The organism is Halogranum gelatinilyticum, assembly GCF_900103715.1.
Classification (GTDB): domain Archaea; phylum Halobacteriota; class Halobacteria; order Halobacteriales; family Haloferacaceae; genus Halogranum; species Halogranum gelatinilyticum.
Genome location: NZ_FNHL01000003.1, coordinates 46484 through 71372 on the forward strand (window position 1 = coordinate 46484; position 24889 = coordinate 71372).

The following is a 24889-nucleotide window of genomic DNA, read 5'->3' on the forward strand; positions in this document are numbered from 1 at the left end:
TCTGCGCGCGTACATTCGAGGATGTACGCCGAAATCCTCCTCCCCAGCGACGGCAGCGACGCGGCGGCCGTCGCCACCGAACACGCACTGAACCTCGCCCAGCGGTACGACGCACAGCTCCACGTCCTCTACGTCGTCGACCAGTCGGCGGTCGGAGGGATGATGAGCGAGTCACAACTCGTCGCCAGCGCGCTCGAAAGGGAGGGGAATGAGGTGGTCGAGGCGGTCGCACAGCTCGCCGGTGACCACGGCGTCGACGTCACCACGAGCGTCGTCACCGGCCATCCCTCGCGGACGATTCTGGACTACGCGGCCGACCACGACGTCGACCTGGTCGTCATGGGCACACACGGCCGGAGCGGTATCGACCGCTATCTGCTCGGCAGTGTCACGGAGCGCGTCGTCCGCAGGGCCGACGTGCCGGTGTTGGCAGTTCGTGAGACCGAATATTCGGCGTCGGCGGACCGCGACTAGCCGGTTCGTCGTCGTCGGTCGAGCAGATAGACCACGCAGACCGGCGGGAAGAGCAGTGCGACCCCCGCGTAGACCCACTTCAGCCGACCGAACTCCACGTCGTCGAGACCGAGCATCCGCGTGTCCTGCACGAGCGCGGCAGCGGCGAGCGGGGCGAAGACCAGCGCGTAGAGCGACCGGACGGTCGCCCAGAGGAACGTCCCCTCGCTCAGGAGCCGCCAGTCCAGCGTCGCCAGCGCGGCCCACGCGACGGTGGCGACGACGAGAATCGCGAGCCACGGTCCGGCCTCGTCGTCGGCGTCGGGGCGGTCCTCGGGGTGGAGCACGGGGTCGGCGTCGAACACGTCCGAGTCTTGGGCTGGATGGAGTTGAACCGCGCGGTCCCTGCCACTTGCCGCCGTCGCATCGACGGCGACAGTCCGAACTCTTGTCGCGCTCCACAATCCACTTCACCCCGCGCCGAGTCGTGGGAGTAATGACACGCGTCACCGTCTGGAACGAGTTCCGTCACGAGAAGGACAGCGAGGAGGTCGCCGACATCTACCCCGACGGCATCCACACCGCCATCGCCGACGGGCTGGAAGAGTACGGCTACGACACCCGAACCGCGACGCTCGACGACCCCGAACACGGGCTGACGCAGGGCGTCCTCGACGACACGGACGTCCTGACGTGGTGGGGTCACCGCGCCCACGACGAGGTCTCGGACCACATCGTCGAGCGCGTCCACGAGCGCGTCCTCGACGGGATGGGCCTGCTCGTGCTCCACTCGGGGCACTACTCGAAGATATTCAAGAAGCTCATGGGCACCTCCTGCTCGCTGAAGTGGCGCGAGGCGGGCGAGAAAGAACGCCTCTGGACCGTCGAGCCGAGCCACCCCATCACCGAAGGCATCGAGGAATACTTCGAGGTCCCGCAGGCCGAGATGTACGGCGAGCGGTTCGACGTGCCCGCGCCCGAGACGCTGGTCTTCAACTCCTGGTTCGAGGGCGGCGAGGTCTTCCGCTCGGGCTGCTGTTACACCCGCGGCTCGGGCCGTATCTTCTACTTCCGGCCGGGCCACGAGACCTACCCCATCTACTACCAAGACGAGATCAAGCAGGTGTTGGCCAACGCGGTCGACTGGGCCGCGCCGGTCGACGGGCCGACGCCGTCGTACGAGAACGCCGACCCCATCGAAAAGCTGGACTAACTCCTCAGAGCACCGACTCCGGTGCTTCGCCCTGCAACATCGCCAGCGACATCTCCGCAAAGAGGTCCGCGTCCAGTGACTCGACGATTCGGGTGTTCGGTGCTTCGTCCATTACGCCGTTCTCGTCGACGAGGCTGTAGCCGCGGGTCATCCCTTCGCGCTCGTCGACGTCGACGTAGTACTCACTAATTTCGCCGCGGAGTTCGGGAGCGAGCATCAGTGCCGCCGCCAACGAGTCGGGATGCGTCACCGCGTCGACGCCCTGCTGTTCGCGGGTGAACTCCCGAACGTGGCCCGTGACCGTCCGGTAGAAGTCGGCGTAGGGCGTCTCCATCGCGTCGATCTGATCGAGAATCTCGGGACCGAACGCGCCGTACTCCATGCAGAGCCCCCAGTCGACGAGCGTCGTGTCGAGTTCGTCGACGACGATCTTGGCCGCGTCGGGGTCGACCCAGAAGTTGTACTCCGCGCTCGGCGTGTCGTTGCCGAGGACGTTGACCGCGCCGCCCATCACCCACACCTCGTCGAGCAGGTCGTTCAGCTCCGGCTCCTGTTTGCAGGCCAGCGCGATGTTGGTCAGCGGGCCGATGCAGAGCAGGGAGACTTCACCCGGATGCTCGCCGGCTTTCTCGACGATGACGTCGGGACCGTAGCCGTTGGCGGACTCGATACCAGTGTCGGGGAAGAGGTCACCGCCGAGACCGCCCTCGCCGTGGACGTGGTCGGCGAAGACGTGGTCTTTCAGCAGCGGACTGCGCGCGCCCTCGTAGAGCGGGACGCCCTCTGCGTCGCCGAGCTGGAGGGTGTACTTCGCGTTCTCGACCTCGTAGTCGAACTCGACGTTGCCCGCAACGATCGTCACTGCCTCGACGGAGAGCCGTTCGGAGGCGAGCGCCATGAGAATCGCTTGCGTGTCGTCGCCAGCGGTGTCGGTGTCGACGATGACACGACGTGACTCGTCACTCATGATGGTGGTGTCGGGGTCGGGGGTGAAGTCGGTTACGCCCCGCGCGGCCCGTGTGTCCACGCCGGGCCGTCGGCCGATTCACCAGCCGCTGATGACGTTCGTCGATCCACATTCGGGACACTGCGTCAGCCGCCCCAACGGCGGCGACTCGACGCGGTCCCACTCGGTCCCGCCCGCGGGTGCGTCGAATCCACAGTTCAGGCATCTCGACCGGTTCGGGGCAGTGGCTTCTGTTTCCATGTGTTACCAATGTGCACGGTTGTTCATAGTCGTTGCGTCGGGAGGCGACTGACAGCCGCTACCGTGCGAACTAAGCGAATCGAGGCCCTGCTACGACCATGGCTCAACCGACCTCCGGCCAGCGCCGACTCATGTTCGGCCTGTTCGCGTTCGCGATACTCATGACGGTTCTGGGTATCGTCGTCATCTGGTTCCTCTCCGGCGGCGCGTAGGGCACTTAGGTCCCGTCGAACGTCTTGCCCTCTTGCTCGTCGGCCTTCATCCGCCTGAGCGTCGCCGCCGCGTTGCTCGCGTCGTAGCCGAAGAAGACGTCCTTCGCGTAGGCGTCGGCGACCTCCACCGCGTGGATGAGGTCGTCGATGTCGACCTCGACCGCGTAGAGTTCGATGGAGAAGGGCGTTCCCTCCTGCTCTTCGGGCGACCAGTTCAGCAGGCTGTTGAAGCCCTTCGCGATGGTTTCGAGCCAGTAGGTCGTCCCGTAGTCGACGTCGTACAGCGGCACGACAAACTCGTCGACGTGTTCGGCGAGCGCGTCGATGTCGAGACCGGCTCGCTCGTAGAGATGGCCCGGATAGGGGTCGGGGTAGAGCGTGAGATAGGTCCGGCCCGGAATCCGCTCGGCGGCCTCGGCGACGAACTCGGTGATGACCGAGGCGCGCCACGCGAACCAGTCGTCGTAGTCGCTCTCCTCGAACAGGCGTGTGCAACGCTCGCAGTGACAGTACTCCGCGCGGGGGAAGCCGACGTCGTCGAGGCGGACGTCGCCGTTCTGTTCGGCACAGTCCTCGACGATTTCGAGGAGTCCAGCGCGGTACTTCTCGTTCGTCGGGCAGATGTAGGCCCAGTCGAAGTAGGTGCGGTCGCGGGTGGCGAGGTTGCCCTCGTCGTCGACGGGGACGAGCTCGGGGTTCTCGTTGGCGGCGGCGTTGTCGCCGAAGCACGAGACCATGTTCACGGCATTGGGAAGCGGTGCGGCCGCCCGGCCCGTGACGTCCTTGACCTCGTAGAAACCCATGTCGAAGTCGGGCCAGTCGACCTCCGGTGCGTTTCGCGTGACGACGCCGTACATGACTCGCGGTTGGGCCGCCCGGTGGGTAAGTCGTTCGTTCCCCCGTCGAGTCGCCCTAACGCAGTCGCCCTAACGCAGTCGCTCCAACGCAGTCGCTCGGCAGTGTGAGAAAAACCGAAGGAGGGGTCAGCTTACGATTCGACTTCGACTTCGACCGGCTCGCTGCCGCCGGAGGCGAAGACGTAGACCAGTGCGACTAGTGCGAGGGCGACGACGAATTTCGCTTTCGTGGACATACACGCTAGTGGACACCACACCGTCAAAATCTTTCTGGAGCGGTCAGACGCACGTCAGCCAGCTGTCCGTCTGGCTGTCGTCGAAGGAGTGAAAGTGGCGGTTCCGGGACTTAAGCGACGTCGAGGTGGGCGGCGATGTCCTCGCGGACGATCTCGCCACAGTAGCTACAGCGGACGCCGTCGGCGACGACGTCGAACTTCGAGGCGACGGGTTCGTTGCCCTGCGTGATGCAGTTGCGGTTCGGACAGGAGAGGACGCCCGTGACGACCTCGGGCCGTTCGACGCGGAGCTTGTCGACGACTTCGTAGTCGCGGACGATGTTGATGGTCGCCTCGGGAGCGATGAGCGAGAGGACGTCCACCTCGGACTGGCTCAGCTCGCGGTCTTCGACCTTGACGATGTCCTTCTTGCCGAGGCGGTCGGAGGGGACGTTCATCCCGATAGAGACCGACTCGCCGGACGCGCCGTCGATGCCGAGGATGGCCAGCACGTTGAGTGCCTGGCCGCCGGTGACGTGGTCGATGACGGTACCGTTGCGGATCTTCGAGACGCGGAGTTCGTGTTCACTCATCGGTCGTCCTCCAGGAGAGCGTCGAGCAGCGCCATCCGAACCGGGACGCCGTTGTGTGCCTGTTCGAAGTATTTCGCGTGTGTCGTGTCGTCGATCTCGGGGGCGATCTCGTCGACGCGCGGCAGCGGATGCATGACGGTCAGGTCGTCGCTCGCGGCTTCGAGCGTGTCGAGGTCGATCTGGTACTCTCCCGCCACTTTGTGGTACTCGTTCTCGTCGGGGAACCGCTCGCGCTGGATGCGCGTGACGTAGAGCACGTCGAGGTCGCCGAGGACCTCTTCGAGTTCGGTGTGTTCGCGGACCTGCGCGCCGGCCTCGTGGAGGTCGAAGCGGACACCGCGCGGCAGGCGGAGGCTCTCGGGGCTGATGAAATGCTGGCGGGCGTCGAAGTTCGTCAGTGCCATCGACAGCGAGTGGACCGTCCGGCCGTATTTCAGGTCACCCATGATGCCGATGGTGAGGTCGTCCAGTCCGGCGTTCTCGCGGATGGTGAAGAGGTCCAAGAGGGTCTGGGAGGGATGCTGACCCGCGCCGTCGCCGGCGTTGACGATGGGGACGTCGGTGAACTCCGCGGCCATCTTGGCCGCGCCCTCGCTCGGGTGGCGGAGGACGATGGCGTCGCCGTAGCCCTCGATGACGCGGATGGTGTCGGCGAGGCTCTCACCCTTCTTGACGGAGGAGGACTCGACCGACCCCATGTCGGTGGTGTCGCCGCCGAGCCGCTTCATGGCCGTATCGAAGCTCATCTTGGTTCGGGTACTCGGTTCGAAGAAACAGAGCGCGAGGACCGACCCGGCGCGTCGTTCCCGGAACGCCGCGGGGTCGTCGGCGATGTCGGCCGCCCGGTCGAGCACCGCCTCGATGTCCTCCCGCGTGAGCTGGTTCGCGGAGATGAGGTGGTCGTGACGCATCGTTTTCACTCGGTCGGTGCAGCGGCTTGAATCAATCGGGTCTCTGTGAGGAGGTGGTTATGCGCGGACGTGTCTAGGTCGGTGGTGCGTCGTCGGCTGCGTCCCAGCGTTTGTCAGCCGTGGTGTGACGCGGTAAGCGAAAGGAAACTTCAATGACTTCCGGTGTCGTCGTCGGTTCGGTGAACAGGAGCACAGACGGAGATTCGGCGGGTCGAGTCCCGACGGTGCTTCAGCTCAGGGCCAGTTACCGCCTTGCGTGTAGGCCTTGGCGACGCGGTCGATGGCGACGACGTAGGCCGCCGTCCGGAAGTTCGGGAGGTCGTTGGACTCGTAGGCGTCGACGAGGTTTTCGAAGGCGTCGACGATGATGCGTTCGAGTTCGTCGTTGACGCGCTCTTCGGTCCAGTAGAACCGCTGGCGGTTCTGGACCCACTCGAAGTACGAGACCGTCACGCCGCCGGCGTTGGCGAGGATGTCCGGGAAGACGTAGACGTCGCGCTCCGTGAGGACGTCGTCGGCGTCGGGCGTCAGCGGCCCGTTCGCGGCCTCGACGATGACGTCGGCCTCCACCTCTTTCGCGAGGTCGCCGTCGATGGCGTTTTCGAGGGCTGCGGGGACGAGTAAGTCGACGTCGAGCGTCAGGAGCTCTTCGTTCGTGAGTTCCTTCTCCGCGCCTTCGTAGCCCGTGACGCTGCCCGTCTCGGTCTTGAAGTCCTTGACCGCCTTGGGGTCGAAGCCTGCTTCCGAATAGATGCCGCCGCTGGAGTCGGAGACGGCGACGACGTTCGCGCCGAGTTCGTCGATGAGCTTGGCCGCGACCCAGCCGGCGTTGCCGTAGCCCTGGACGGCGACGCTCGCGCCCTCGATGTCCTTGCCGAGGTAGTCGAAGGCCTCGCGGGCGGTCAGCATCGTCGAGCGACCCGTCGCCTCGACACGGCCCGCACTGCCGCCGGAGTCGGGTGCTTTACCGGTGATGACGCCCGGTGCGGTGGTGTTCTCCAGCGTCTCGTAGGTGTCTTTGATCCAGTTCATCTCGCGCTGGCCGGTGTTGACGTCCGGCGCGGGGATGTCCTTGTCCTCGCCGATGAACGGCCGCAGTTCCTTGGCGAACGAGCGGGTGATGCGCTCCAGCTCGCCGTCGCTGTAGTCGGCGGGGTCGATGACGATACCGCCCTTGCCGCCGCCGTACGGGATGTCGACGACGGCGCACTTGTAGACCATCCAGCCCGAGAGCGCCTTCACCTCGTCGCGCGAGACGTCCGGGTGGTAGCGGATGCCGCCCTTGTACGGCCCGCGGTCGCCGTTGAACTGCGAGCGGAACGCTTTGAAGACGCCGAGCGTGCCGTCGTCCATCTCGACGGAGAGGTTCGTCTCCAGCACGCGCTCGGGGTGCTTTAGACGGTCGATGACGTCCGGTGCCACGTCCAGATACGCGGCTGCGTCGTCGATCTGCTCCTGCAGGGACTCGAACGGATTTGCCTCATCCGACATAACCGATATACGACTCGGTGATACGTTAAGTGTGACGAAACAATATCATAGAGAATAATTAAGATACCTTGTATGTGTTCCAGTTACACGATACGTCCTCGACTGCGGCACGGGACACGGCCCAGCGGCCGGACGTGAGAGACAGACCTACCAGACGCCCGCAGCCTCGGCTCGCTCGCGGACCCGCTCGGCCTGTGCGATGAGCGGCACGTCGATCATCTCGTCGTCGACGCGGAAGACGCCACGCCCCTCCGCTTCGGCCTCGTCGCGGGCGGCGAGCACTTTCTTCGCCCACGCGACGCGCTCGGTCTCGGGCGTGAACGCGTCGTTGATGACGTCCACCTGTGAGGGATGGATGGCCATCTTGCCGTCGTAGCCGAGCGTCAGGGCGAACTCGGTCTCCTCGCGCAGGCCCGAGGGGTCCGAGAAATCCGTGTAGACGGTGTCGACTGCGTCGACGTCCGCCGCGCTCGCCGCGAGCACGACGTGTTCGCGGGCGTAGAGCACCTCAGTTCCCTCGTCGGTTCGGACCGCGCCGACGTCGGCTGCGAGGTCCTCGGCACCGAAGACGAGCGCGTCCGTCGCACTCGCGGTGGCGATGGAGGCCGCGTTCAGCACACCGGCAGCACTCTCGACGAGCGTGAGCAGCGGGAGGTCGAAACCCGCCTGCGTCACGCGCTCTTCGACACGGACCACGTCGTCGAGACCGCTCACTTTCGGGACCATCACGGCGTCGAGTCGGAGGTCGGCGTCCAGTATCGCATCGAAGTCCGCTGCTGCCGCGTCACCAGGGTTGACCCGGACACACACCTCGGCGTCGGGGTCGAACGCAGGGTCGGAGAGCACGTCGCGGACGGCTGCCCGCGCCTCGTCCTTCCGCGACGGCGCGACGGCGTCTTCGAGGTCGAAGACGACCGTGTCGGCACCGGTCTGGGGTGCTTTTCGCATCAGCTTCAGCTGGTCACCGGGCGAGAACATGACGCTACGTCGGGACATATCTCCTCTGTCGTCGGCGACGGGTTTGAAACCGGAGGGCGAGTGCAGAAGTACAAGTACGAAGCCGCGGCCAGACGCCCCGTGACCTGACGACAGCCACGGGGCGGCCAGCGGCTGTGTGGCCGACCGCCTCGTGCGACGACCGGCCACCTGTTTGCCTGCTTACGGCCAGAGACCGCGTGCGTCGTGTGCCTCGGCGACGCGCGAGAGGGCGACGATGTAGGCGGCGTCACGCCACGTCACGTCGCGCGCCTCGTACTCCTCGCAGACGGCGTCCCACGCCTTCAGCATCTCCGCCTCCAACTCCTCGGTGACGCGTTCGAGCGTCCACTGCCGACGGTTGATGTCCTGCAGCCACTCGAAGTACGAGACCGTCACGCCCCCGGCGTTGGCGAGGATGTCCGGCAGGACCGGAATCCCACGCTCCTCGAAGACCGCGTCGGCGGCCGTCGTCGTCGGCCCGTTCGCGCCTTCGACGATCATCCGTGCCTGCACGTCGTTGGCGTTGTCGGCCGTGAGGACGTTGCCGATAGCGGCCGGGATGAGGATGTCGACGTCGAGTTCCAAGAGATCGGAGTTCGAGAGCTTCTCCGGGGCGTCGTAGCCCGAGACCATCCCGGGAACCTCGTCGTGGCCTTCGACGTCCTTCGTGTCGAGCCCGTCGGGATCGTAGATGGCTCCGTTGACGTCGGAGACGGCGACGACCGTCGCGCCCCAGTCGTCCAGCGACCGCGCTGCGTTGGCACCGACGCTCCCGAAGCCCTGCACGGCGACGGTCGTGTCCTCGATGTCCCAGTCGTAGTAGTCGATAGCCTCGCGGGCGACGATGGCGACCGAGTGACCGGGCGATTCCTCACGCCCGTACGAGCCGCCGATGACCGGCGGCTTGCCGGTGACGACGCCCGGCTGGGTCTCGCCCTCCTGCATCGAGTAGGCGTCCATGAACCACGCCATCGTCTGGGGGTCCGTCCCCATGTCGGGTGCGGGGATATCCTTCATCGGTCCGACGACCTCTCGGAGTTCCTCGGCGAAGCGACGGGTGAGCCGCTCTTTCTCGTCGCGGCTGAGGTCCTTCGGGTTGACGACGATGCCACCCTTGCCGCCGCCGAAGGGGAGGTCCATCACGGCGCACTTCCAGGTCATCCACATCGAGAGACCGATACACTCCTCGGCGTCGACCTCGGGATGGTAGCGCAGACCGCCCTTGAACGGGCCGCGGACGCTGTCGTGCTGTGCGCGGTACCCGGTGAGGATCTCCGTGTCGCCGTCGTCGCGCTTCAGCGGAATCGACACCTGGTGGACTTTGTCGGGATGTTTGAGCCGTTCGATGGTGCCGGGGTCGACGTCGAGATGGGCCGCGGCGCGTTCGAGCTGCCGACGGGCGGTCTCGACGGCTGTCTCCTGTGCCTCGGGTTCGGATGTGCCGGTTTGTTGTGTCATGGGTGGGTCGTCCTCCGACTCACGGTGTGTCGCCACCGCGAGCAACTGGCCCGACTGGCCTGCGTGCCGGTCGGAGCTGTTTCCCGAGGGTTACCCGCCACGGTGTATAATTGTTCTTAACTACTGTTGGTAGTGACACATCCTGCCAATCGTCACGGTTTTCTGTGACACGGCTGCACGAGGTGTATGGCAGGACGGTACTACGAGGAGTTCGATGTCGGCGAGACCATCGAACACGACAAGCGGCGAACCGTGAGCGAGAGCGACAACCAACGGTTCTGCGACATGACGATGAACCAGCAGCCCCTCCATCTCGACGCAGAGTTCGCTGCCGACACGCAGTTCGGCGAGCGGCTCGTCAACGGTATCTACACCCTCGCGCTCGCCGTCGGCGTCTCGATCCCCGACACGACTGAAGGGACCATCGTCGCCAATCTCTCGTACGACGATATCTCGCATCCCCATCCAGTCTACCACGGCGACACCATCCGCGCGCAGTCGACCGTGACCGACAAGCGAGAGACCTCCGACGGCGAGCGCGGGGTCGTCACGATGCACGTCGAAGTCTTCAATCAGGACGACACGCTCGTCTGTGAGTTCGACCGGACAGTTCTCTCGTTGAAGCGCGAGAGTCGAGCGTCAGAGTAACACGTCGGCGAGCAGGAGGCTGTTACTCGTCACTGCGACTCCCCACAGGAGAACGAGTCCGAGAGGGACGATACCACGGTGTGGCTTCGGCATCGCCCACCAGGCGAGGAGTCCAACGAGCATCGCCAACCCCTTGAGTAAGGTGAAGGTCCCAGCGAGTCCGAGCATCGGTAACAAGTAGTTGACAACCGGATTCATCTCGGCAAGTCCAACCTGAAGACCGTACGTGGTCGTCACGATGTCGAGGACGAGCGCGACCACAGCGAGCACCCACAGCGTCGCCTGATGAGCGGTGGCCAGCTCGCTGGCCTTCGAGAGCCAACCGATGGTGGTGGTTCGGGCAGCGGGGAGTCGAGGTCTGGGTAGGGTGGACAAGCGGGTCACCTCCGGGCACAGCAGTCCCCGGCTACCTGCCACTTCGGACGACTCCTCCCTTAGTAGACGCATCCTATCTCGGGATTAACAGACAGTTCAATCCAACCAATACATGGCCGAGCCTAGAGGACGGTCCCGTGTTTCTTATCCGGCAGCGACTTCTCGACGGTCTCGTAGAACGCAAAGCGGTTGACGAGTTCCTGGCGGAGCGTGCTCGGCGGCACCACCTCGTCGATGACGACCTCGCTCGCCATCCGGTGGATGTCGATGTCGCGGCGGTACTCCTCGCGGAGTTCTTCTTCGCGTTTCGCGCGCTCCTCGGGGTCGTCGATGGCGTTCAGCTTGTTCGCGTAGACCGCGTTGATGGCCGCTTCGGGACCCATGATGCCGATCTCGCCCGACGGGAGCCCGATGACGCTCTCGGGGTCGTACGCCGGGCCGCCCATCGCATAGATGCCCGCGCCGTAGGCCTTCCGGACGACGACGGTCTGCTTTGGGACTGTTGCCGACGACGTGGCGTAGATGAACTTCTTGCCCTTCTCTAGGATGGCGTCCTTCTCGACCTGCGACCCGGCCATGAAGCCCGGCGTGTCACAGAGGTAGAGCAGCGGAATCTCGTAGGCGTCACAGGTCCAGATGAACTCCGCGGCCTTCTCTGCGGCGTCGGGGAAGATGGCTCCCGAGCGTTGGGTGGGCTGGTTGGCGACGACGCCGACCGGGCGGCCGTCGATGCGGCAGAAGGCCGTGACGATCTCGGACCCGAAGTCGGGCTTCAACTCGAACACGGACTCGGCGTCGGCGATCCGGTCGAGCAGGTCGAAGACGTCGTAGGGGCGGTTCGGTGCCTCCGGGATGAGTTCGTCGATGCCGTCGGGCGAGTATTTCGGTGGCTTGGGTTCGGACTTCGGCGGCTTCTCGCCCGCTTTGTCGGGGAGATAGGTGACGAGTTGGGAGACGAGTTCGCGGGCGTGAGCCTCGTCGCTGGCGACGAGGTCGGCACTCCCGGAGTGTTTCGCGTGAACCTCGGGGCCACCGAGGTCCTGCATATCGATATCCTCGCCGGTGACCATCTTGACCATCCGCGGGGAGGCGATGGCCATCGCGCTCATCCCCTCAACCATGACCGTGAAGTCCGCGAAGACCGGCGTGTAGGCCGCGCCAGCGATACACGGACCGTAGAGCACGCAGATCTGTGGGACGCGCCCCGACAACATCGAGTGATTATAGTAGTATTTCCCGATTCCCTCGCGGTTGGCGAAGAAGCCGGTCTGTTCGTCGATGCGGCCGCCCGAGGAGTCCATCAGATAGAGCACCGGCTTGCCGGTTTTCAGCGCGCGCTGCTGCATCCGCAGGAACTTCTCGACGCCGCGCTCGGCCATACTCCCCGCTTTGACGGTGAAGTCGTTGGCCATGAAGTGCAGCTCTCGGCCCTCGAACTCCGCCGCGCCAGTGATGAGTCCGTCCGTCGGCAGGCGGCTGTTCTCGTCGGCCTCGTCGACGTTCGGGGAGTTCTCGTGCCAGCCGTCGAAATGTGCGAACTTGCCGTCCTCGAACAGGATACCGTCCTCGCCGTCGCCGAACCAGAGGTCGAGTCGGTCGCGGACGAACAGCTTACCCTGGTCGGGCAGCCGCTGTTTGTACTTCTCGGGACCGCCCGAGAGGATGTCGTCGATCTCCTCGCGGAGTGCGGCCTCCCGCTCGGTCGGGCCGAGATCGTCGTCGAGCGGATAGTCGACCTCAGGCGGTTCGGCGGTGGCCGCGGGTTCGGCGGCGTCGCCGACGTGGACCTCGATGTCGACGCCGAGATGTTCGGCGAGCGCGCTCGCGATGGCACTGGCTTCCTCCTCGGTCGCACCGGAGCCGACGTGGACTTTCATGTCTCGGTGTCCGAGGGGCTATTCAAAATTGTTTTCCATGTGGTTTCTGCCAATTCGTGTCAGATCAGTATCGACTGGCGCGGGGCGACGAGCGAGCGAACCGTGACGGAAGACTGCCGAGAGAGAACAGAACGGTCACGCACGCGACCGGCCGTTATCACCGCTGAAAATTGGCACGCGAGATACATATACTGGAGAGTGAGAGCTACCGTATGGTCCAACAGCGTGGTTCTCGGCGACGGATTACTGATGCCGAGCGGAGCAGTGTTCGGGGCGGAGAACTGGCGGAGAGCATCGGGTTGACGAGTCACGAGATCCAGTGGCGAAAGGACTTCACCGGCTTCCAACACAGCGACGTCCAGCGGTTGACAGCGATGGAGTCGGACATCACGAGCCGTGCCGACAGTATCGTCGAGGAGTTCTACGACCATCTCGAAGCGTTCGACGAGACGGTCGAAATCTTCGGCCGGTCGACCAAGACGGTCGACCAGCTGAAGCAGACCCAACACCAGTATCTCCGCGGGCTGGTCGGCGGGCAGTACGACGAGCGGTACTTCGAGAACCGCGCACGGGTCGGGAAGATTCACGATATGCTCGGTCTCGGGCCGAAGATCTACCTCGGTGCCTTCTCCATCTACTTCCGCAATCTCCTCGGAGCCGTCGTCGACGACCTGAAGCGGAGCGACACGTCGCGCGACGAAGCACTCGACGAGCTGGCCGAGAACGCGCTGTCGGTGTTCAAGATCATGAACCTCGACCAGCAGGTGGCGATGGACACATACATCGAGTCGTACAACCGGCGGCTGGAGGCGGCAATCGACGACCAGCAGGCGTTGATGCGCGAAGTCGAGGACGGTCTCCGCCAACCGGTCGAAGAGATCTCCGCGACGGCAGCGACCGTCAGCGAGACCAGCCAGCGTATCAGCACGACGGCCGACGAGCAAAACCAGTCGATGGACGAGGTCGCAGACGAGGTCGCCGACATGAGCGCGACCATCGAGGAGATCGCGGCGACGGCCGACGGCGTCGCGGCGACGAGTCGGGCCGCAGAAGAGACCGCGGAACACGGACAGGAGGCCGCCCAGCAGGCCGTCTCGGTCATGCACGAGGTCGACGACGCGGTCGACGCGGTCCGGACGGACATCGGCGGCTTGCAGGCACAGGCGGCCGAGATCGACGACATCGTCGAGGTCATCAACGACATCGCCGACCAGACGAATCTCCTAGCACTGAACGCCTCTATCGAAGCGGCGCGGGCGGGCGAGGCGGGTGACGGCTTCGCCGTCGTCGCCAACGAGATCAAGCGACTCGCGGGCGACTCACAGGACCACGCGAACCAGATCGAGGAAACGGTCCGGGAGATTCAGACCGAGACCGTCGAGAGCATGGAGAGTCTCGAACAGGTCACGACGCAGGTCAACGACGGCGTCTCGCAGGTCGAGACCGCGATGAACCAACTCGAAGACATCGTCGAAGCGATCAACGAGGCGTCGCAGGGTATCCAGGAGGTGTCGGCTGCGACCGACGACCAGTCGGCGTCGACCGAGGAGGTCGCGAGCATGGTCGACGAACTCGCCGACGGCATCGAGGACATGGCGGAGCAGGTCGACGAGCTGGCGACCGCAAACGAACAACAGCGGGCACGGATTCAGACGGTCGCGGAGACGGCACGTCAACTCGACGGCCAGCGGACGGCCTGAGTCCGCCGCGTACCCCTCCGGTCGACGACCTGCGTGACTGACCCGTGACAGGTCAGTAGCTCGACCTAGATGCCTAAGGGGCCGTCTCCCGCGTTGCTCGTATGGACGTCCTTGTCACTGGTTCTCACGGAACGGTCGGTACGGCCCTCACCGAACAGCTCCCCGAAGCGTACGACTACACGCTTCTCGACAGACGGAGGGTCGACGGCGACCATCCGCACGCGACCGACGAGTACGAGACCGTCGTCGCCGACGTCGCCGACTACGACGCCATCCGCCCGGCGTTCGACGGCCAGGACGCCGTCGTCCATCTCGCGGGCCACACCGACCCAGAAGGGACGTTCGACGACCTGCTCGACACCAACATCGTCGGCACGCACACCGTCTTCGAGGCGGCGCGCGACGCCGGCGTCAACACCGTCGTCTTCGCGTCGACGAACCACGTCGTCGGGATGTACGAGGTCGCCAACGAGCCGGACATCTACTTCGGCACGGACATCGAGGTCGACCACGAGTCGCCAGTTCGGCCGGACTCGGAGTACGCCTCCTCGAAGGCGGCGGGCGAGGTCTTCGGCAGACAGTACGCCGAGAACCACGGCATGAACGTCTACGCGCTCCGCATCGGCAGCGTCCGCGACCCGGCGTACGACCATCCCTTCGGCGACGCCGAGCGCGGCGTCGACGAGGGACGCTGGGCGCGCGACAGCGACGACTACCGGACGCAGGCCGCCCGGATGAGCTGTCTCTGGCAGTCTCGGCGCGACATCGCACACATGGTCGACTGCAGTCTCCAGGACGACTCGGTCCGCTTCGACGTCTTCTACGGGCTCAGTGACAACGAGCGCGCGTGGTTCGACATCGACCACGCTCGCGAGAAAATCGGCTACGACCCGTACGACAGTGCCGACGACTGGGATATGCCGCCGAGGTAGGGCGAGTCAGTCCAGTGCGGCTTCGAGTCGCTCGACGAGTCCCTCGTTGCCGACGTGGACCGGGACGCGCTGGTGGAGGTCAGTCGGCTCGACGTCGAGGATAGAGCCGCTCCCGTCCGATGAGCGGCCGCCCGCAGATTCGATGATGAAGCCGATAGGGTTGCCCTCGAACTGGAGGCGGAGCTTGCCGTTCGGGGCGGACTGGAGTGCGGGATAGCTGAAGACGCCGCCGTAGGTCAGGACCTGATTGATGTCGCCGATCATCGCGCCGCCGTAGCGCAGTTTCATCGTGTCGTCGGCTTCGACCTCGTCGGCGTAGTCTGCGAAGTCCGCGGGCCAGTCAGGGACGCGGCCGCCGAAGCCGTAGACCGACGGCTCCTCGGGCAGCGTGACGTCCTCGCGGATGACCTGTCGTGTCCCGTCGTCGACGAGATACTCGGTGACGCCCTCGTCGTCGGCGGTAATCATCGTCGTGATGGGACCGAAGAGAACGTACGCGGCACCGACGAGGTCCGCGCCCGACGCGGGCAGCGGGGCGTCGTAGACAGCGACGATGGTCCCCATCGTGTTGTTCGACTGGAGGTTCGACGAGCCGTCCAGCGGGTCGATGGCGACCGAGAGGTCGCCCGCGTCGTAGTTCTGGCCGTCGTCGTCGGTGTGGACCGCCTTCGTCCGCTCCTCGCTCGCGTACTCGACGACGCCGTCGAGGTCGCCGAGACGGTCGAGAAACAGTTCGTCCGCGTAGGAGTCGGCGGCGAGCTGTGTCTCGCCGCTAGGGTTGGTCTCGTCGCTCTTGACCCGTCGGCCGGGCAGTGCCTCGCGTATCTCGGGGGCGAGTGCCGCGACGGTGTCGAAGATTTCGGTCAGTCCCTCGGCGTGTTCCGTGGCCATCAGTCGGAGGTCGCGTCGACGCGGTCGGTCTCGGTACTCGACATCACGCTGAGGGCTTCCTCGGTCGTCTTGTCCTCGAAGATGACCTGCTCGAGTCCGTCGAGCAACGCCGTCGGGTTCTCGCGCTGGAAGACGTTGCGGCCGACGGCGAGACCGGAGGCACCGGCGTTCATCGCCGTCTCGACCGTCTCGAGGAAGTCGCGGTCGCTCGCCTTCGAACCGCCGGACATGACGACCTTCGACTTGCCCGCCACGTCGCAGGCCCACTTCATCGCGTCGGCGGAGCCGGGATACTTGATCTTCGTGATGTCGGCCCCGAGTTCGAGACCGAGCCGGGAGGCGTAGGCGATGGTGCTCGCGCTGGTGTCGTTCTTGAGGCCCTGTCCGCGCGGGTAGGACCACATGACGACGCCCATGTCGTGATCGCGGGCGGCCTCCTGTGCCTGGCGGAACTCCTCGGCCATCTCGACTTCGTTGTTCGAGCCGCCGTAGAGCGTGAAGCCGATGGCGTCCGCGCCCAGTTCGGCGGCGTTCTCGACGGACCAGTTGACCGCGGAGTCCGGCTCGCCCATCCACATGTTGGAGGTGCCGTTGAGCTTCGCGAGGAGCGTGATGTCGTCCTCGTAGGAGGGGTAGTAGGCCTCTGCGATGCCCTTCTGGACGGCGAGCGCCGTGACGGCGTCGTGGGTCGCGACGTCGAACACCGTCTCGGGGTCGGCCGATGCGGGGACGTCCGCGAAGTCGACGGGACCGTGCTCCAGCCCGTGGTCGTAGGCGAGAATCAGTGCTTTGTCGTCGCGCGTGATCGCGTCGTCGGCGAGCGGGATCATCTACTACAATTTCCGGTAACCGTGTATAAAAATCATTTGACCAGTCGCAAATACCGCGAACGCGAGAAATGTCCGTGTAGAACGCACCTCGCGTAAAGAAATGGGCGATTCGTTTGAGCAATCAACTTACTACTCAGATAGTAAAGAATCGGCCACGTCCGATGTGGGACCGCGTCGGGTCTCCGTCGAACGGAGCCGTCGTGTCCGTCAATCGCGGTGTCGCCGTGCAGTCGCCCGCCAGCGACGGACCGTCTCCTCGTCGAGCGCGAGCGCGTCGGCGACGGTGACGGCGTCGACCGTTGCGAGCCGTCTGACCGACCGGATGCCCCCCTCGTGGAAGCGGGCGACGAGGTCGGCGTCGATGTCGGGAAGCGTCGAGAGCGCTGTTGGCCGCGACAGCACCTCCCAGACGCTTCCGAGTTCGGGTGTGTCGGCGTCGTCGCCGGGGTGGTTACCGGCGGCCCGTTCGGACGCTTCCCAGTCGCCGGAGCTTGCCGCGACCCAAGCGCGTTCGGCGTCGCCAAGACCGCGAACCTGGGCGGACCGGCGTTCGAGATCCGCGCCGTCCGAGGTGAACGACCACGAGAGCGAGTGTGCACGGCGGATGCGCGCGGCGACACCGGGATTGACGCCCGCGTCGACGAGGTCCGTGTACGAGACGCGCTTGTCGTCGATGTCACTCGCGTCTATACCGTCGTCGACGAGGAGGCGGGCCGTCTTGCGGCCGACGAACGCCACCGCAGTCAGCTCGGAGACGTCGGCCGACTCGGACGTATCGGTCGACTCGGACGTATCGGACGTGTCGGTCGACTTGGACGTCTCGGCCGACTCTGACACGTCGGTCGACGCATCCGACTCGCTCGTCACGTCACGGCTCCCGGTCACGAGTTTACCACTCGGTCGGACGGTTTCGGTACGCCGACTTGAGCGTTTCCACACCTCTCACTCGGCGTGCACGTTCGGCATTGACAGTCCACCCGGCTGAAGAACCGTGAACGACGTCGCTAAGCTTACGTCCCCACCGGGTGCAGTCCCGGCCATGCGTGGCATGGACGACATCCAGCGGATCGGCGTCATCGGCGCGGGAACGATGGGCAACGGCATCGCACAGGTGGCCGCGACGGCGGGCTACGACGTCGTGATGCGCGACATCGAGCAGGAGTTCGTCGACCGCGGCCTCGACAGCATCGAGGACAGCCTCTCGCGGTTCGTCTCCAAGGACAAGATGAGCACCGAGGAGGCCGACGCAGTCCAGGGCCGCATCACCGGCACGACCGACCTCGACGACCTCGCTGACTGCGACTTCGTCGTCGAAGCAGCCGTCGAGAACATGGACGTCAAGCAGGACATCTTCGCGGACCTCGACGAGCTGATGCCCGAGGACGTCGTGCTCGCGACGAACACCTCGACACTCTCCATCACGACCATCGCGAGCGCGACCGAGCGACCCGAGATGGTCGTCGGCCTCCACTTCATGAACCCCGTCCCCATTATGAAGGGCGTCGAACTCGTCGTCGGCGAGAAGACCGACCCCGCCGTCGTCGACCTCGCCCACGACCTCTCGGAGGAACTCGGCAAGGAGACCTGGGAGTCCGACGACAAGCCCGGCTTCGTCACCAACCGCATCCTCATGCCGTGGCTCAACGAGGGCATCCGCGCCTACGACGAGGGCGTCGCCTCCAAGGAGGACATCGACCGCGGGATGACACTCGGCACGAACGTCCCGATGGGACCGCTGACGCTCGCCGACCACATCGGCCTGGACATCTGTCTCGACGCGTCCGAAACCTTGTTCGAGGAACTCGGTGACCGCTACAAGCCGGCCTACCTGCTCAAGCGCAAGGTCGACGCAGGCGACCTTGGCAAGAAGACGGGCAAGGGCTTCTACGAGTACTGACGTCCTCGCTGGAATGCGAGAGAGTCGCGTTCACGTACGCTCGTTTTGCTGCTCCACGTAGCCGACCGGAGGCTTACCACCTCTCCACGAAGATTGCCAGCCAAGTGCTTCTACACGACTTCAGTTCGTGGAGACCATGCCGAGAACCCATACCGCAGTCAGCCCCACGACGATTGAGTACGTGAAGTTGACCAGTGTGCCTGCAAGGTAGTACGTCGTGTTTCCGCTGGCTGTGTCCTCTTTTCGAACCCAAGACTTTGCGGCGAAGATGATACTCAATGCTGTGTACTGTCCGGCGACGACCAAGGTCATGACCAGTATGTTTTCCAGCCGACCGATCAGCCATCCCGTGTCTACCTTGACATCGGAGTCCGTTTCGAGTGCCTTTCCGGAGAAAATCTGCCACCATCGGTCACGAAAACTGGTTGTACTCTTCTGATCTCCCTCGTCTTCGTCTCCCTCACCGAGCAGTACTCCCGTAAACTGTGTCAGACAGTACGTCACGACGGCAGTACTCGTTCCTAACAGTAGCGCGTGGAAACCGACGACGAGTGCGATCTCGTTTCCAAACAGTACGAAGACCGCAAACGAGAGAATCCCAACGACGACTGCGAATACGTTGGTTAGGGTCCGCCGCCGTGAAAGTTCGTGCACAGTTTCAGTCATATAGTTTCTCTATTGTATCGCGGAGGCTACGCCGAATTTTCTTCCGACGCTTATAATTCGCCCGGTGAAGCGTATCGGAGACTGCCTGCTGTCTGAGACCCAACTCTGCTCCAGCTTTCGACTGAGTCCCGTGTTTTTCGTAGGCGAGGATGGTTTCGACTTGCCGACTTGTGAGGTGCTCTCTTTCGAGGAGTAGGAGGTTTAGCGCGTTCGCAACCAACGCGTCCGTCTTCTGATTCGTCTTCACATCGACGTACAGGTCGGTCGCTTCGACCGATTCTAAGAGTTCACTGGCACGGTGGAATGCGGGACCGTCCATCTGCGCGACCGTCTCGCGTCCGGTGCCGATGTCGATTTCTCCGCTGGCGACGGCAAAGCGAGCGTACGCGGGGTATATCCGGTTGAGAACCTCGGGGATGATATCCGGTATCGGGGACAGCTTCCGGAGGACACACCCGAACTCGTCGATACCTTTCATCTGTGTGAACGGTGTCGAGACGTTCTCTGATTCGGTCTGGTTCACAAACCCCAACGCATCTTCAAGCTGTTCTTCGAATCTTTCTCGATTCGGTATCTCCCTCGAATCGACGACATCGACGAGAACGACGTACCGTGTGTCCGGTTTGGAGTCGGCCATACTCTCTCCTACGGCTACAGTACAATCCCTGGTAACTGTATTGGTCTATAACAAGCTTTTGAGCTTGTATCCTATCTTCACAAGCTCTTGAGCTTGTTTCTTGTCGGCAATCGAGTGTTTCTTCACGGCTGGAATCGCGTGGCTCAGGCATTTGCTGAACCGGTCGGGCTTCACTACTAGACACTCGCTGTCTCTCAGTCGTTGGCGTGAGCGGAGAGAGAGATAGTGCGACGAAGAGAACCGGTGTCACCAGCATCCAGCACGCTTAACCCACCACCCGACAGCAACGAGAGTATGAAAGCGACTGCACGTGCCCACCCCATCCAGGGCCTCGTGAAGTACCACGGGATGCGAGACGAGGAGCTCCGTCTCCCGTACCACGACAGCATCAGCCTCTGTACCGCGCCGTCGAACACGACGACGACGGTCGAGTGGCTGCCCGAAGGTGACGAAGACACCTACGTCATCGACGGCGAGGAAGTCGAGGGTCGCGGCGCGGAGCGTATCGCGATGGTGCTCGACCACGTGCGCGAACTCGCCGACATCGACCACGCCGTTCGGATGGAGTCCGAGAACTCCTTCCCGTCGAACGTCGGCTTCGGCTCGTCGTCGTCGGGCTTCGCGGCACTCGCCGTCGCTGCCGTGGAAGCCGCCGGACTCGACATGACGCTGCCCGAGATTTCGACGGTCGCGCGTCGCGGCTCGTCGTCCGCGGCCCGCGCTGTCACGGGTTCCTACTCGCATCTCCACACCGGTCTCAACGACTACGACTGCCGCTCCGAGCGTATCGAGACCGCCGACAACCTCGAAGAGGACATCCGCATCGTCGCCGGGCTCGTCCCGTCCTACAAGGAGACCGAGCAGGCGCACAAGGAAGCTGCCGAGAGCCATATGTTCGACGCGCGGATGGCCCACGTCCACGGCCAGATCGCGGAGATGCGCGACGCCCTGCGCGAGGGTGACTTCGACCGCGTCTTCGAGACGGCCGAGCACGACTCGCTCTCGCTGACCGCGACGACGATGACCGGTCCCGCGGGCTGGGTATACTGGCAGCCGGAGACCATCGCCATCTTCAACGCCGTCCGCGAACTCCGCGAGGAGGGCGTCCCGGTCTACTTCTCGACTGACACGGGTGCCTCGGTCTACGTCAACACGACGAAGGAATATGTGGATGAAGTCGAGCAGGCCATCGCGGACTGCGACGTCGAGACGACGGTCTGGGAGATCGGCGGCCCGGCGCGGGTGCTCGACGAAGACGACGCGCTGTTCTAACTCGGTCTACGACTCTCTCTATTCACGAGTCCTCGCTCTCGAACGCGTAGAGCGTCTGCCGCGTCGAGAGATATACGCCGCCGTCGCCGACCTCCCAGCCTCGCGTCAACTCCTCTTCACCCGTCGGCTCGAACCGCCAACGCACCGCACCGGACGCCGCGTCGAGTGCCCACGCCGCGTCAGCGGTGACGACGTAGAGCGCCCCGTCGTACAGGCGGACGCTCGGGGTGAGACTGTTCACGTCGAGTCCGGGCGCGGTGTCGTGGGTCCACCGTTCGCTGCCGTCCGCAGCGTCGAGGACGCTGACGACGCCCTCGGTAGAGACGAGACAGACGAGTCCGTCGGCGAGCACCTGGGGAGTGCTGTCGCCGTCTCGATTCCACCGTCGCTCCCCCGTCTGCGGGTCGAGCGCGGTCGTCGTTCCCTCGCGTTCCTCGGACCACGACCAGACGACGACGTGGTCGTCGCTCGCCAGTCGCGGGAAGGCACTGGTCGCCGAGCCATCGGGGTCGAAGGTCCACCGTTCGCTCCCGTCAGTCGCGTCGAGTCCGGCCACGCGGGCACTGCCGTCGGCGACGCTGTCGCTGCCGACGACGAGCGTGTCGCCGGCGCGCATCGTCGGTCCCCAGGATGTCTCGATGGCCGTATGCCACCGTTCGCTCCCATCGGCGACGGAGACAGCGGAGACGCCGCGTGACTGCTCGGCGGAGTCCTCGGCGAACCAAACGTAGGCCGTGTCGGCGTCGGCGTCCGCGAGGGGTTCCGGGCCGGGTGTGGCGACCGACCACCGCGTCTCGCCGCTCCGGATGTCGACGGCGCGGAGACCACCCGTGTCGGTATACTCACCACTCCCTGCGTCGCTCGTGTCTCCCACCGAGAGGTAGGCCGTCCCGTCGACGGCCGTCGGCATCGTCCGGAGGTCGGTTGCCTCCCACGCAGGGGCGTAGCTATCGAGGTCGAAGACCCGGAGTTCGGGGTCAGCGTCGGGAGTCCACAGGAAGAACATCTCGTCGGCGACGTCGACCGACGGCTCGGTCGCACTCGTCTGCCAGTACTGTTGGCCCGTCTCCTGACTGAGCGCGAGCAGTTCGTCCGCGGCCGGAACGAGGAGGTTCTGCGGGGCGACGGCGGGCCGACCAGCCAAGGGGTCGTCGAGCGCGAACCGCCAGCGTTCCGTCGGGGTCGGTGGCGACGAGTCGGTGGTCAGAGACGGGATGGCGACACAGCCAGCGAGGGCGACCGACAGGCTTCCGCCTGCCAGATGGAGGGCACTGCGGCGGCGCATAGCTGCCATGCTCGGGCGACTGCCAAGTCGGTTGTGGTCGTCTCGCCCTCGCGAACCGCCCCTGCCCACACCCTCTTTGTCCTCCGGTCCTACCTGCCTCATATGCAAATCGCTGTCCTCGGCGCAGGCTACGCTGGGTTGACCCTCGCCCGCAGACTCGAAGACCGACTGCCCGACGCGGCCGACATCGTCGTCGTCGACGAGTCCGAGACCCATCTCGTCCAACACGAAGTCCACCGGGTCGTCCGCCAGCCCTCCATCGTCGACGCCATCACCGTCCCGCTGGACGAGGTGCTCGACCGCGCGGACGTCATCACCGCCCGGGTCGAGACCGTCGACGCCGACGCGGGGATGGCCGAACTCGACACCGGCGAGACGCTGGACTACGACTACGCCGCCGTCTGTCTCGGAGCCGAGACGGCCTACTACGGCCTGCCGGGCGTCGAGGAGCACAGCACGCCCCTCAAGCGCGTCGCCGACGCCGAGCAGATCCGTGAGGACTTCCTCGACGTTTGTGAGACGGGCGGCACCGTCGTCGTCGGCGGCGCGGGTCTCTCGGGCGTACAGATCGCGGGCGAACTCGCCGCGCTCGCCGACGAGGAGGGCGCGAGCGAGTCGGTCGACGTCGTCCTGCTCGAACAGCTGGACGCCGTCGCGCCCAACTTCCCCGAGAACTTTCAGGAGGCCGTTCACGACGAACTCGTCACTCGCAGTGTCGACGTGCGGACCGGCCAGACGGTCGTCGAGGCGACGGCCGACGAGATCGAACTGGAGTCGGGGAGCCAGGCGTACGACCAGTTCGTCTGGACCGGGGGCATCACCGGCTCCGAAGCGATGGACGGCGACCGGCCGACCGTCCGCAACGACCTTCGACTCAATCGCTCGACGTTCGTCGTCGGCGACGCGGCCCGCGCCGTCGACGCCGACGGAGAAGCCGTCCCCGCCAGTGCCTCCGCGGCCATCCGCGAGGCGGGCACCGTCGCGGGCAACATCGCGAAGTTGGTCGACCACGACCTGACGAACCCGGACGACTTCGCCCCCCGGATGAAGCCCTACCGGTTCGAGGTTCCGGGCTGGATCGTCTCCGTCGGCGACGGCGCGGTGGCACAGGTCGGCCCGACGGTCGTCCGCGGCCCGGCCGCGCGAGCCATGAAGGCCACCGTCGGCGCGGGCTATCTCGGGTCGGTGAAGGCCATCAAGCAGGCCGCCGAGTTGGTCCGAGAGGAGTTGGGCCACGGCCACGGCGGTCTCGACGACCTCAACGACCTCGACGACCTCGCTCCCGAAGAGTTAGACGAGGTCTCGGCCGACGAGGTGTTCGACCGCGTCGACGAGGTCACCATCGACGTCCTCGGTGAAGACGACGAGGATGAGGACGAGAACGAGGACGAGGAAGGAGACGAGTTCTGAGGAGACGACGGACCAACAGGGGATTCGGACGTTCAGCTATTTTCAGAGCCGCGACCGTGCAGCCTCGACGAGTGCCGAGACGCGCGTCTCGTCGACGGGATTCGTCGTCCGCCCGTCACGCTTGAGTGCTGTGCCGACGATCGCGCCGTCGGCGACGTCGAGTAACTCGGCGACCGTCTCCTCGGTCACGCCGCTGCCAACGAAGACGGGCGCGGCCACGTCGAGGCTCGCACTCCGCTCGGCGACGGCGGCGAGTCGGTCGACGTCGACCGCGTGGCCCGTTCCCGTCCCGGAGACGATGACGCCGTCCGCGAGCCCGCGCTCGACCGTCTCGGCGACGACCTCGGGGTCGAACGCCTGTCCACCGAGCGGCGTGGAGTGTTTGACGTCGACGTCGGCGAGGAGTTTCACGTCGGTATCGAGCCGTTCGCGCAGACGTATCGTCTCATGTGCCCGACCCTCGACGACACCCTGGTCCGTCACTCGCGCGCCGGTGTGGACGTTGACTCGGACGAAGTCCGCGCCGGTCGCGGCGGCGACCGAGAGGGCCGCCTCGGCGTCGTTGCGGAGGACGTTGACGCCGACCGGGAGGTCGACGGCGTCGACGACGGCCGAGACCGCGGTCGTCATCTCTGCCACGACGTGCTTCGGAACGTCGTCGGGGTAGAACGGCGCGTCGCCGAAATTCTCGACCATCACGCCGTCGACGCCGCCGGCTTCGAGGGCTTCGGCGTCGGCGACGGCGCGCTCGTGGACGGTCCGCCTGTCGTTGGCGTAGCCGGGCGCGCCGGGCAGCGCTTCGAGGTGGACCATGCCGACGAGGGGCGTCTCGACGTCGAACACGTCGGTGTTCATGACGGTCGATTCGGCGGGGTGCGGCA

Annotated in this window: 26 protein-coding genes; 8 read left to right on the plus strand and 18 right to left on the minus strand. The window is 65.1% G+C overall.

Going from position 1 to position 24889, the window contains the following annotated elements; all coding sequences use genetic code 11:
• The first annotated feature begins 21 nt into the window (after positions 1–21).
• A complete protein-coding gene (locus BLR57_RS11580; RefSeq protein WP_089697715.1) occupies positions 22–474 on the plus strand; it encodes a universal stress protein in 453 nt (150 codons plus the stop codon).
• Here BLR57_RS11580 and BLR57_RS11585 read toward each other — a convergent pair.
• The gene (locus tag BLR57_RS11585; RefSeq protein ID WP_089697716.1) at positions 471–818 is read right to left on the minus strand and encodes a hypothetical protein; all 348 of its coding nucleotides are present in this window, start codon (positions 816–818) and stop codon (positions 471–473) included. The genes BLR57_RS11580 and BLR57_RS11585 overlap by 4 nt on opposite strands.
• 131 nt (positions 819–949) lie before the next feature.
• Here BLR57_RS11585 and BLR57_RS11590 point away from each other — a divergent pair, with 131 nt between their 5' ends.
• Entirely contained in the window at positions 950–1666 is a 717-nt protein-coding gene (locus tag BLR57_RS11590; protein WP_089697717.1) for a ThuA domain-containing protein, read from the plus strand.
• Positions 1667–1670: 4 nt separating this feature from the next.
• On the opposite strand, the gene BLR57_RS11595 is transcribed toward BLR57_RS11590, so the two are convergent.
• The 8 genes from BLR57_RS11595 to gdhB form a co-directional block, all read right to left on the minus strand.
• Positions 1671–2633, minus strand: coding sequence for a nucleoside hydrolase (locus BLR57_RS11595; RefSeq protein WP_089698393.1), 963 nt, complete (start codon positions 2631–2633; stop codon positions 1671–1673).
• Between the two features lie 78 nt (positions 2634–2711).
• Positions 2712–2873 carry a hypothetical protein gene (locus tag BLR57_RS19415; protein WP_170830626.1) on the minus strand — a complete coding sequence of 54 codons (162 nt, stop codon included), beginning with the start codon at positions 2871–2873 and terminating at the stop codon, positions 2712–2714.
• 217 nt (positions 2874–3090) lie between these two features.
• A complete protein-coding gene (locus BLR57_RS11600) occupies positions 3091–3942 on the minus strand; it encodes a hypothetical protein (protein ID WP_089697718.1) in 852 nt (283 codons plus the stop codon).
• A 346-nt stretch (positions 3943–4288) separates the two neighbouring features.
• The gene (gene pyrI, locus BLR57_RS11605) at positions 4289–4750 is read right to left on the minus strand and encodes an aspartate carbamoyltransferase regulatory subunit (protein WP_089697719.1); all 462 of its coding nucleotides are present in this window, start codon (positions 4748–4750) and stop codon (positions 4289–4291) included.
• Positions 4747–5661 carry an aspartate carbamoyltransferase gene (pyrB, locus tag BLR57_RS11610; protein ID WP_089697720.1) on the minus strand — a complete coding sequence of 305 codons (915 nt, stop codon included), beginning with the start codon at positions 5659–5661 and terminating at the stop codon, positions 4747–4749. Before pyrB ends, pyrI begins: the two co-directional genes overlap by 4 nt.
• A 234-nt stretch (positions 5662–5895) precedes the next feature.
• Complete coding sequence (locus BLR57_RS11615; RefSeq protein WP_089697721.1) at positions 5896–7152, minus strand: Glu/Leu/Phe/Val family dehydrogenase; 1257 nt, start codon at positions 7150–7152, stop codon at positions 5896–5898.
• 147 nt (positions 7153–7299) lie between these two features.
• Positions 7300–8148, minus strand: a complete 849-nt coding sequence (locus BLR57_RS11620; protein ID WP_089697722.1) for an HpcH/HpaI aldolase/citrate lyase family protein — start codon at positions 8146–8148, stop codon at positions 7300–7302.
• Between the two features lie 162 nt (positions 8149–8310).
• Positions 8311–9588: a glutamate dehydrogenase GdhB gene (gdhB, locus tag BLR57_RS11625; protein ID WP_089697723.1), complete on the minus strand. Its 1278-nt coding sequence runs from the start codon at positions 9586–9588 to the stop codon at positions 8311–8313.
• Between the two features lie 186 nt (positions 9589–9774).
• On the opposite strand from gdhB, the gene BLR57_RS11630 reads away from it, so the two are divergent.
• Positions 9775–10236, plus strand: a complete 462-nt coding sequence (locus BLR57_RS11630) for a MaoC family dehydratase (RefSeq protein WP_089697724.1) — start codon at positions 9775–9777, stop codon at positions 10234–10236.
• On the opposite strand, the gene BLR57_RS11635 is transcribed toward BLR57_RS11630, so the two are convergent.
• Together BLR57_RS11635 and BLR57_RS11640 are read right to left on the minus strand one after the other, a co-directional pair.
• Positions 10228–10611: a DUF5658 family protein gene (locus BLR57_RS11635; protein WP_139173340.1), complete on the minus strand. Its 384-nt coding sequence runs from the start codon at positions 10609–10611 to the stop codon at positions 10228–10230. The genes BLR57_RS11630 and BLR57_RS11635 overlap by 9 nt on opposite strands.
• Before the next feature lie 122 nt (positions 10612–10733).
• Positions 10734–12488, minus strand: coding sequence for an acyl-CoA carboxylase subunit beta (locus BLR57_RS11640; RefSeq protein ID WP_089697726.1), 1755 nt, complete (start codon positions 12486–12488; stop codon positions 10734–10736).
• 212 nt (positions 12489–12700) lie between these two features.
• Here BLR57_RS11640 and BLR57_RS11645 point away from each other — a divergent pair, with 212 nt between their 5' ends.
• Together BLR57_RS11645 and BLR57_RS11650 are read left to right on the plus strand one after the other, a co-directional pair.
• Entirely contained in the window at positions 12701–14188 is a 1488-nt protein-coding gene (locus BLR57_RS11645; RefSeq protein ID WP_089697727.1) for a globin-coupled sensor protein, read from the plus strand.
• A gap of 101 nt (positions 14189–14289) precedes the next feature.
• A complete protein-coding gene (locus BLR57_RS11650; RefSeq protein WP_089697728.1) occupies positions 14290–15120 on the plus strand; it encodes an NAD-dependent epimerase/dehydratase family protein in 831 nt (276 codons plus the stop codon).
• Between the two features lie 6 nt (positions 15121–15126).
• Here the strand turns inward: BLR57_RS11650 and BLR57_RS11655 are convergent, their stop codons facing one another.
• From BLR57_RS11655 to BLR57_RS19420, 3 genes are all read right to left on the minus strand, one after another.
• Positions 15127–16011 (minus strand): class 1 fructose-bisphosphatase, encoded by an 885-nt coding sequence (locus tag BLR57_RS11655; RefSeq protein WP_089697729.1) that lies wholly within the window; start codon positions 16009–16011, stop codon positions 15127–15129.
• Positions 16011–16841, minus strand: coding sequence for a class I fructose-bisphosphate aldolase (locus tag BLR57_RS11660; protein WP_089697730.1), 831 nt, complete (start codon positions 16839–16841; stop codon positions 16011–16013). Before BLR57_RS11660 ends, BLR57_RS11655 begins: the two co-directional genes overlap by 1 nt.
• 207 nt (positions 16842–17048) lie before the next feature.
• Positions 17049–17726, minus strand: coding sequence for a DUF7409 domain-containing protein (locus BLR57_RS19420; RefSeq protein ID WP_170830627.1), 678 nt, complete (start codon positions 17724–17726; stop codon positions 17049–17051).
• Between the two features lie 154 nt (positions 17727–17880).
• Between BLR57_RS19420 and BLR57_RS11675 the strand changes: the two genes are divergently transcribed.
• On the plus strand, positions 17881–18738 hold the full coding sequence (locus BLR57_RS11675; protein ID WP_089697733.1) for a 3-hydroxyacyl-CoA dehydrogenase family protein: 858 nt from the start codon (positions 17881–17883) through the stop codon (positions 18736–18738).
• Positions 18739–18858: 120 nt separating this feature from the next.
• Here the strand turns inward: BLR57_RS11675 and BLR57_RS11680 are convergent, their stop codons facing one another.
• Positions 18859–19404: a hypothetical protein gene (locus BLR57_RS11680; protein WP_139173341.1), complete on the minus strand. Its 546-nt coding sequence runs from the start codon at positions 19402–19404 to the stop codon at positions 18859–18861.
• Positions 19397–20041 carry a SatD family protein gene (locus tag BLR57_RS11685; RefSeq protein WP_089697735.1) on the minus strand — a complete coding sequence of 215 codons (645 nt, stop codon included), beginning with the start codon at positions 20039–20041 and terminating at the stop codon, positions 19397–19399. Before BLR57_RS11685 ends, BLR57_RS11680 begins: the two co-directional genes overlap by 8 nt.
• A gap of 294 nt (positions 20042–20335) precedes the next feature.
• On the opposite strand from BLR57_RS11685, the gene mvaD reads away from it, so the two are divergent.
• The gene (gene mvaD / locus BLR57_RS11690; RefSeq protein ID WP_089697736.1) at positions 20336–21313 is read left to right on the plus strand and encodes a phosphomevalonate decarboxylase MvaD; all 978 of its coding nucleotides are present in this window, start codon (positions 20336–20338) and stop codon (positions 21311–21313) included.
• Positions 21314–21335: 22 nt separating this feature from the next.
• Here the strand turns inward: mvaD and BLR57_RS18975 are convergent, their stop codons facing one another.
• Positions 21336–22598, minus strand: coding sequence for an outer membrane protein assembly factor BamB family protein (locus BLR57_RS18975; RefSeq protein ID WP_170830628.1), 1263 nt, complete (start codon positions 22596–22598; stop codon positions 21336–21338).
• 102 nt (positions 22599–22700) lie between these two features.
• Between BLR57_RS18975 and BLR57_RS11705 the strand changes: the two genes are divergently transcribed.
• Positions 22701–24008 (plus strand): NAD(P)/FAD-dependent oxidoreductase, encoded by a 1308-nt coding sequence (locus BLR57_RS11705; RefSeq protein ID WP_089697738.1) that lies wholly within the window; start codon positions 22701–22703, stop codon positions 24006–24008.
• 42 nt (positions 24009–24050) lie between these two features.
• On the opposite strand, the gene BLR57_RS11710 is transcribed toward BLR57_RS11705, so the two are convergent.
• Complete coding sequence (locus BLR57_RS11710) at positions 24051–24863, minus strand: BtpA family protein (protein WP_089697739.1); 813 nt, start codon at positions 24861–24863, stop codon at positions 24051–24053.
• Positions 24864–24889: the final 26 nt, after the last annotated feature.

Coding starts and splice junctions, on each gene's coding strand:
- BLR57_RS11580 (WP_089697715.1), top strand. CDS start 22: ATGTACGCCGAAATCCTCCTCCCCAGCGACGGCAGCGACGCGGCGGCC.
- BLR57_RS11590 (WP_089697717.1), top strand. CDS start 950: ATGACACGCGTCACCGTCTGGAACGAGTTCCGTCACGAGAAGGACAGC.
- BLR57_RS11595 (WP_089698393.1), bottom strand. CDS start 2,633: ATGAGTGACGAGTCACGTCGTGTCATCGTCGACACCGACACCGCTGGC.
- BLR57_RS19415 (WP_170830626.1), bottom strand. CDS start 2,873: ATGGAAACAGAAGCCACTGCCCCGAACCGGTCGAGATGCCTGAACTGT.
- BLR57_RS11600 (WP_089697718.1), bottom strand. CDS start 3,942: ATGTACGGCGTCGTCACGCGAAACGCACCGGAGGTCGACTGGCCCGAC.
- pyrI (WP_089697719.1), bottom strand. CDS start 4,750: ATGAGTGAACACGAACTCCGCGTCTCGAAGATCCGCAACGGTACCGTC.
- pyrB (WP_089697720.1), bottom strand. CDS start 5,661: ATGCGTCACGACCACCTCATCTCCGCGAACCAGCTCACGCGGGAGGAC.
- BLR57_RS11615 (WP_089697721.1), bottom strand. CDS start 7,152: ATGTCGGATGAGGCAAATCCGTTCGAGTCCCTGCAGGAGCAGATCGAC.
- BLR57_RS11620 (WP_089697722.1), bottom strand. CDS start 8,148: ATGTCCCGACGTAGCGTCATGTTCTCGCCCGGTGACCAGCTGAAGCTG.
- gdhB (WP_089697723.1), bottom strand. CDS start 9,588: ATGACACAACAAACCGGCACATCCGAACCCGAGGCACAGGAGACAGCC.
- BLR57_RS11630 (WP_089697724.1), top strand. CDS start 9,775: ATGGCAGGACGGTACTACGAGGAGTTCGATGTCGGCGAGACCATCGAA.
- BLR57_RS11640 (WP_089697726.1), bottom strand. CDS start 12,488: ATGAAAGTCCACGTCGGCTCCGGTGCGACCGAGGAGGAAGCCAGTGCC.
- BLR57_RS11645 (WP_089697727.1), top strand. CDS start 12,701: ATGGTCCAACAGCGTGGTTCTCGGCGACGGATTACTGATGCCGAGCGG.
- BLR57_RS11650 (WP_089697728.1), top strand. CDS start 14,290: ATGGACGTCCTTGTCACTGGTTCTCACGGAACGGTCGGTACGGCCCTC.
- BLR57_RS11655 (WP_089697729.1), bottom strand. CDS start 16,011: ATGGCCACGGAACACGCCGAGGGACTGACCGAAATCTTCGACACCGTC.
- BLR57_RS11660 (WP_089697730.1), bottom strand. CDS start 16,841: ATGATCCCGCTCGCCGACGACGCGATCACGCGCGACGACAAAGCACTG.
- BLR57_RS11675 (WP_089697733.1), top strand. CDS start 17,881: ATGCGTGGCATGGACGACATCCAGCGGATCGGCGTCATCGGCGCGGGA.
- BLR57_RS11680 (WP_139173341.1), bottom strand. CDS start 19,404: ATGACTGAAACTGTGCACGAACTTTCACGGCGGCGGACCCTAACCAAC.
- BLR57_RS11685 (WP_089697735.1), bottom strand. CDS start 20,041: ATGGCCGACTCCAAACCGGACACACGGTACGTCGTTCTCGTCGATGTC.
- mvaD (WP_089697736.1), top strand. CDS start 20,336: ATGAAAGCGACTGCACGTGCCCACCCCATCCAGGGCCTCGTGAAGTAC.
- BLR57_RS18975 (WP_170830628.1), bottom strand. CDS start 22,598: ATGCGCCGCCGCAGTGCCCTCCATCTGGCAGGCGGAAGCCTGTCGGTC.
- BLR57_RS11705 (WP_089697738.1), top strand. CDS start 22,701: ATGCAAATCGCTGTCCTCGGCGCAGGCTACGCTGGGTTGACCCTCGCC.
- BLR57_RS11710 (WP_089697739.1), bottom strand. CDS start 24,863: ATGAACACCGACGTGTTCGACGTCGAGACGCCCCTCGTCGGCATGGTC.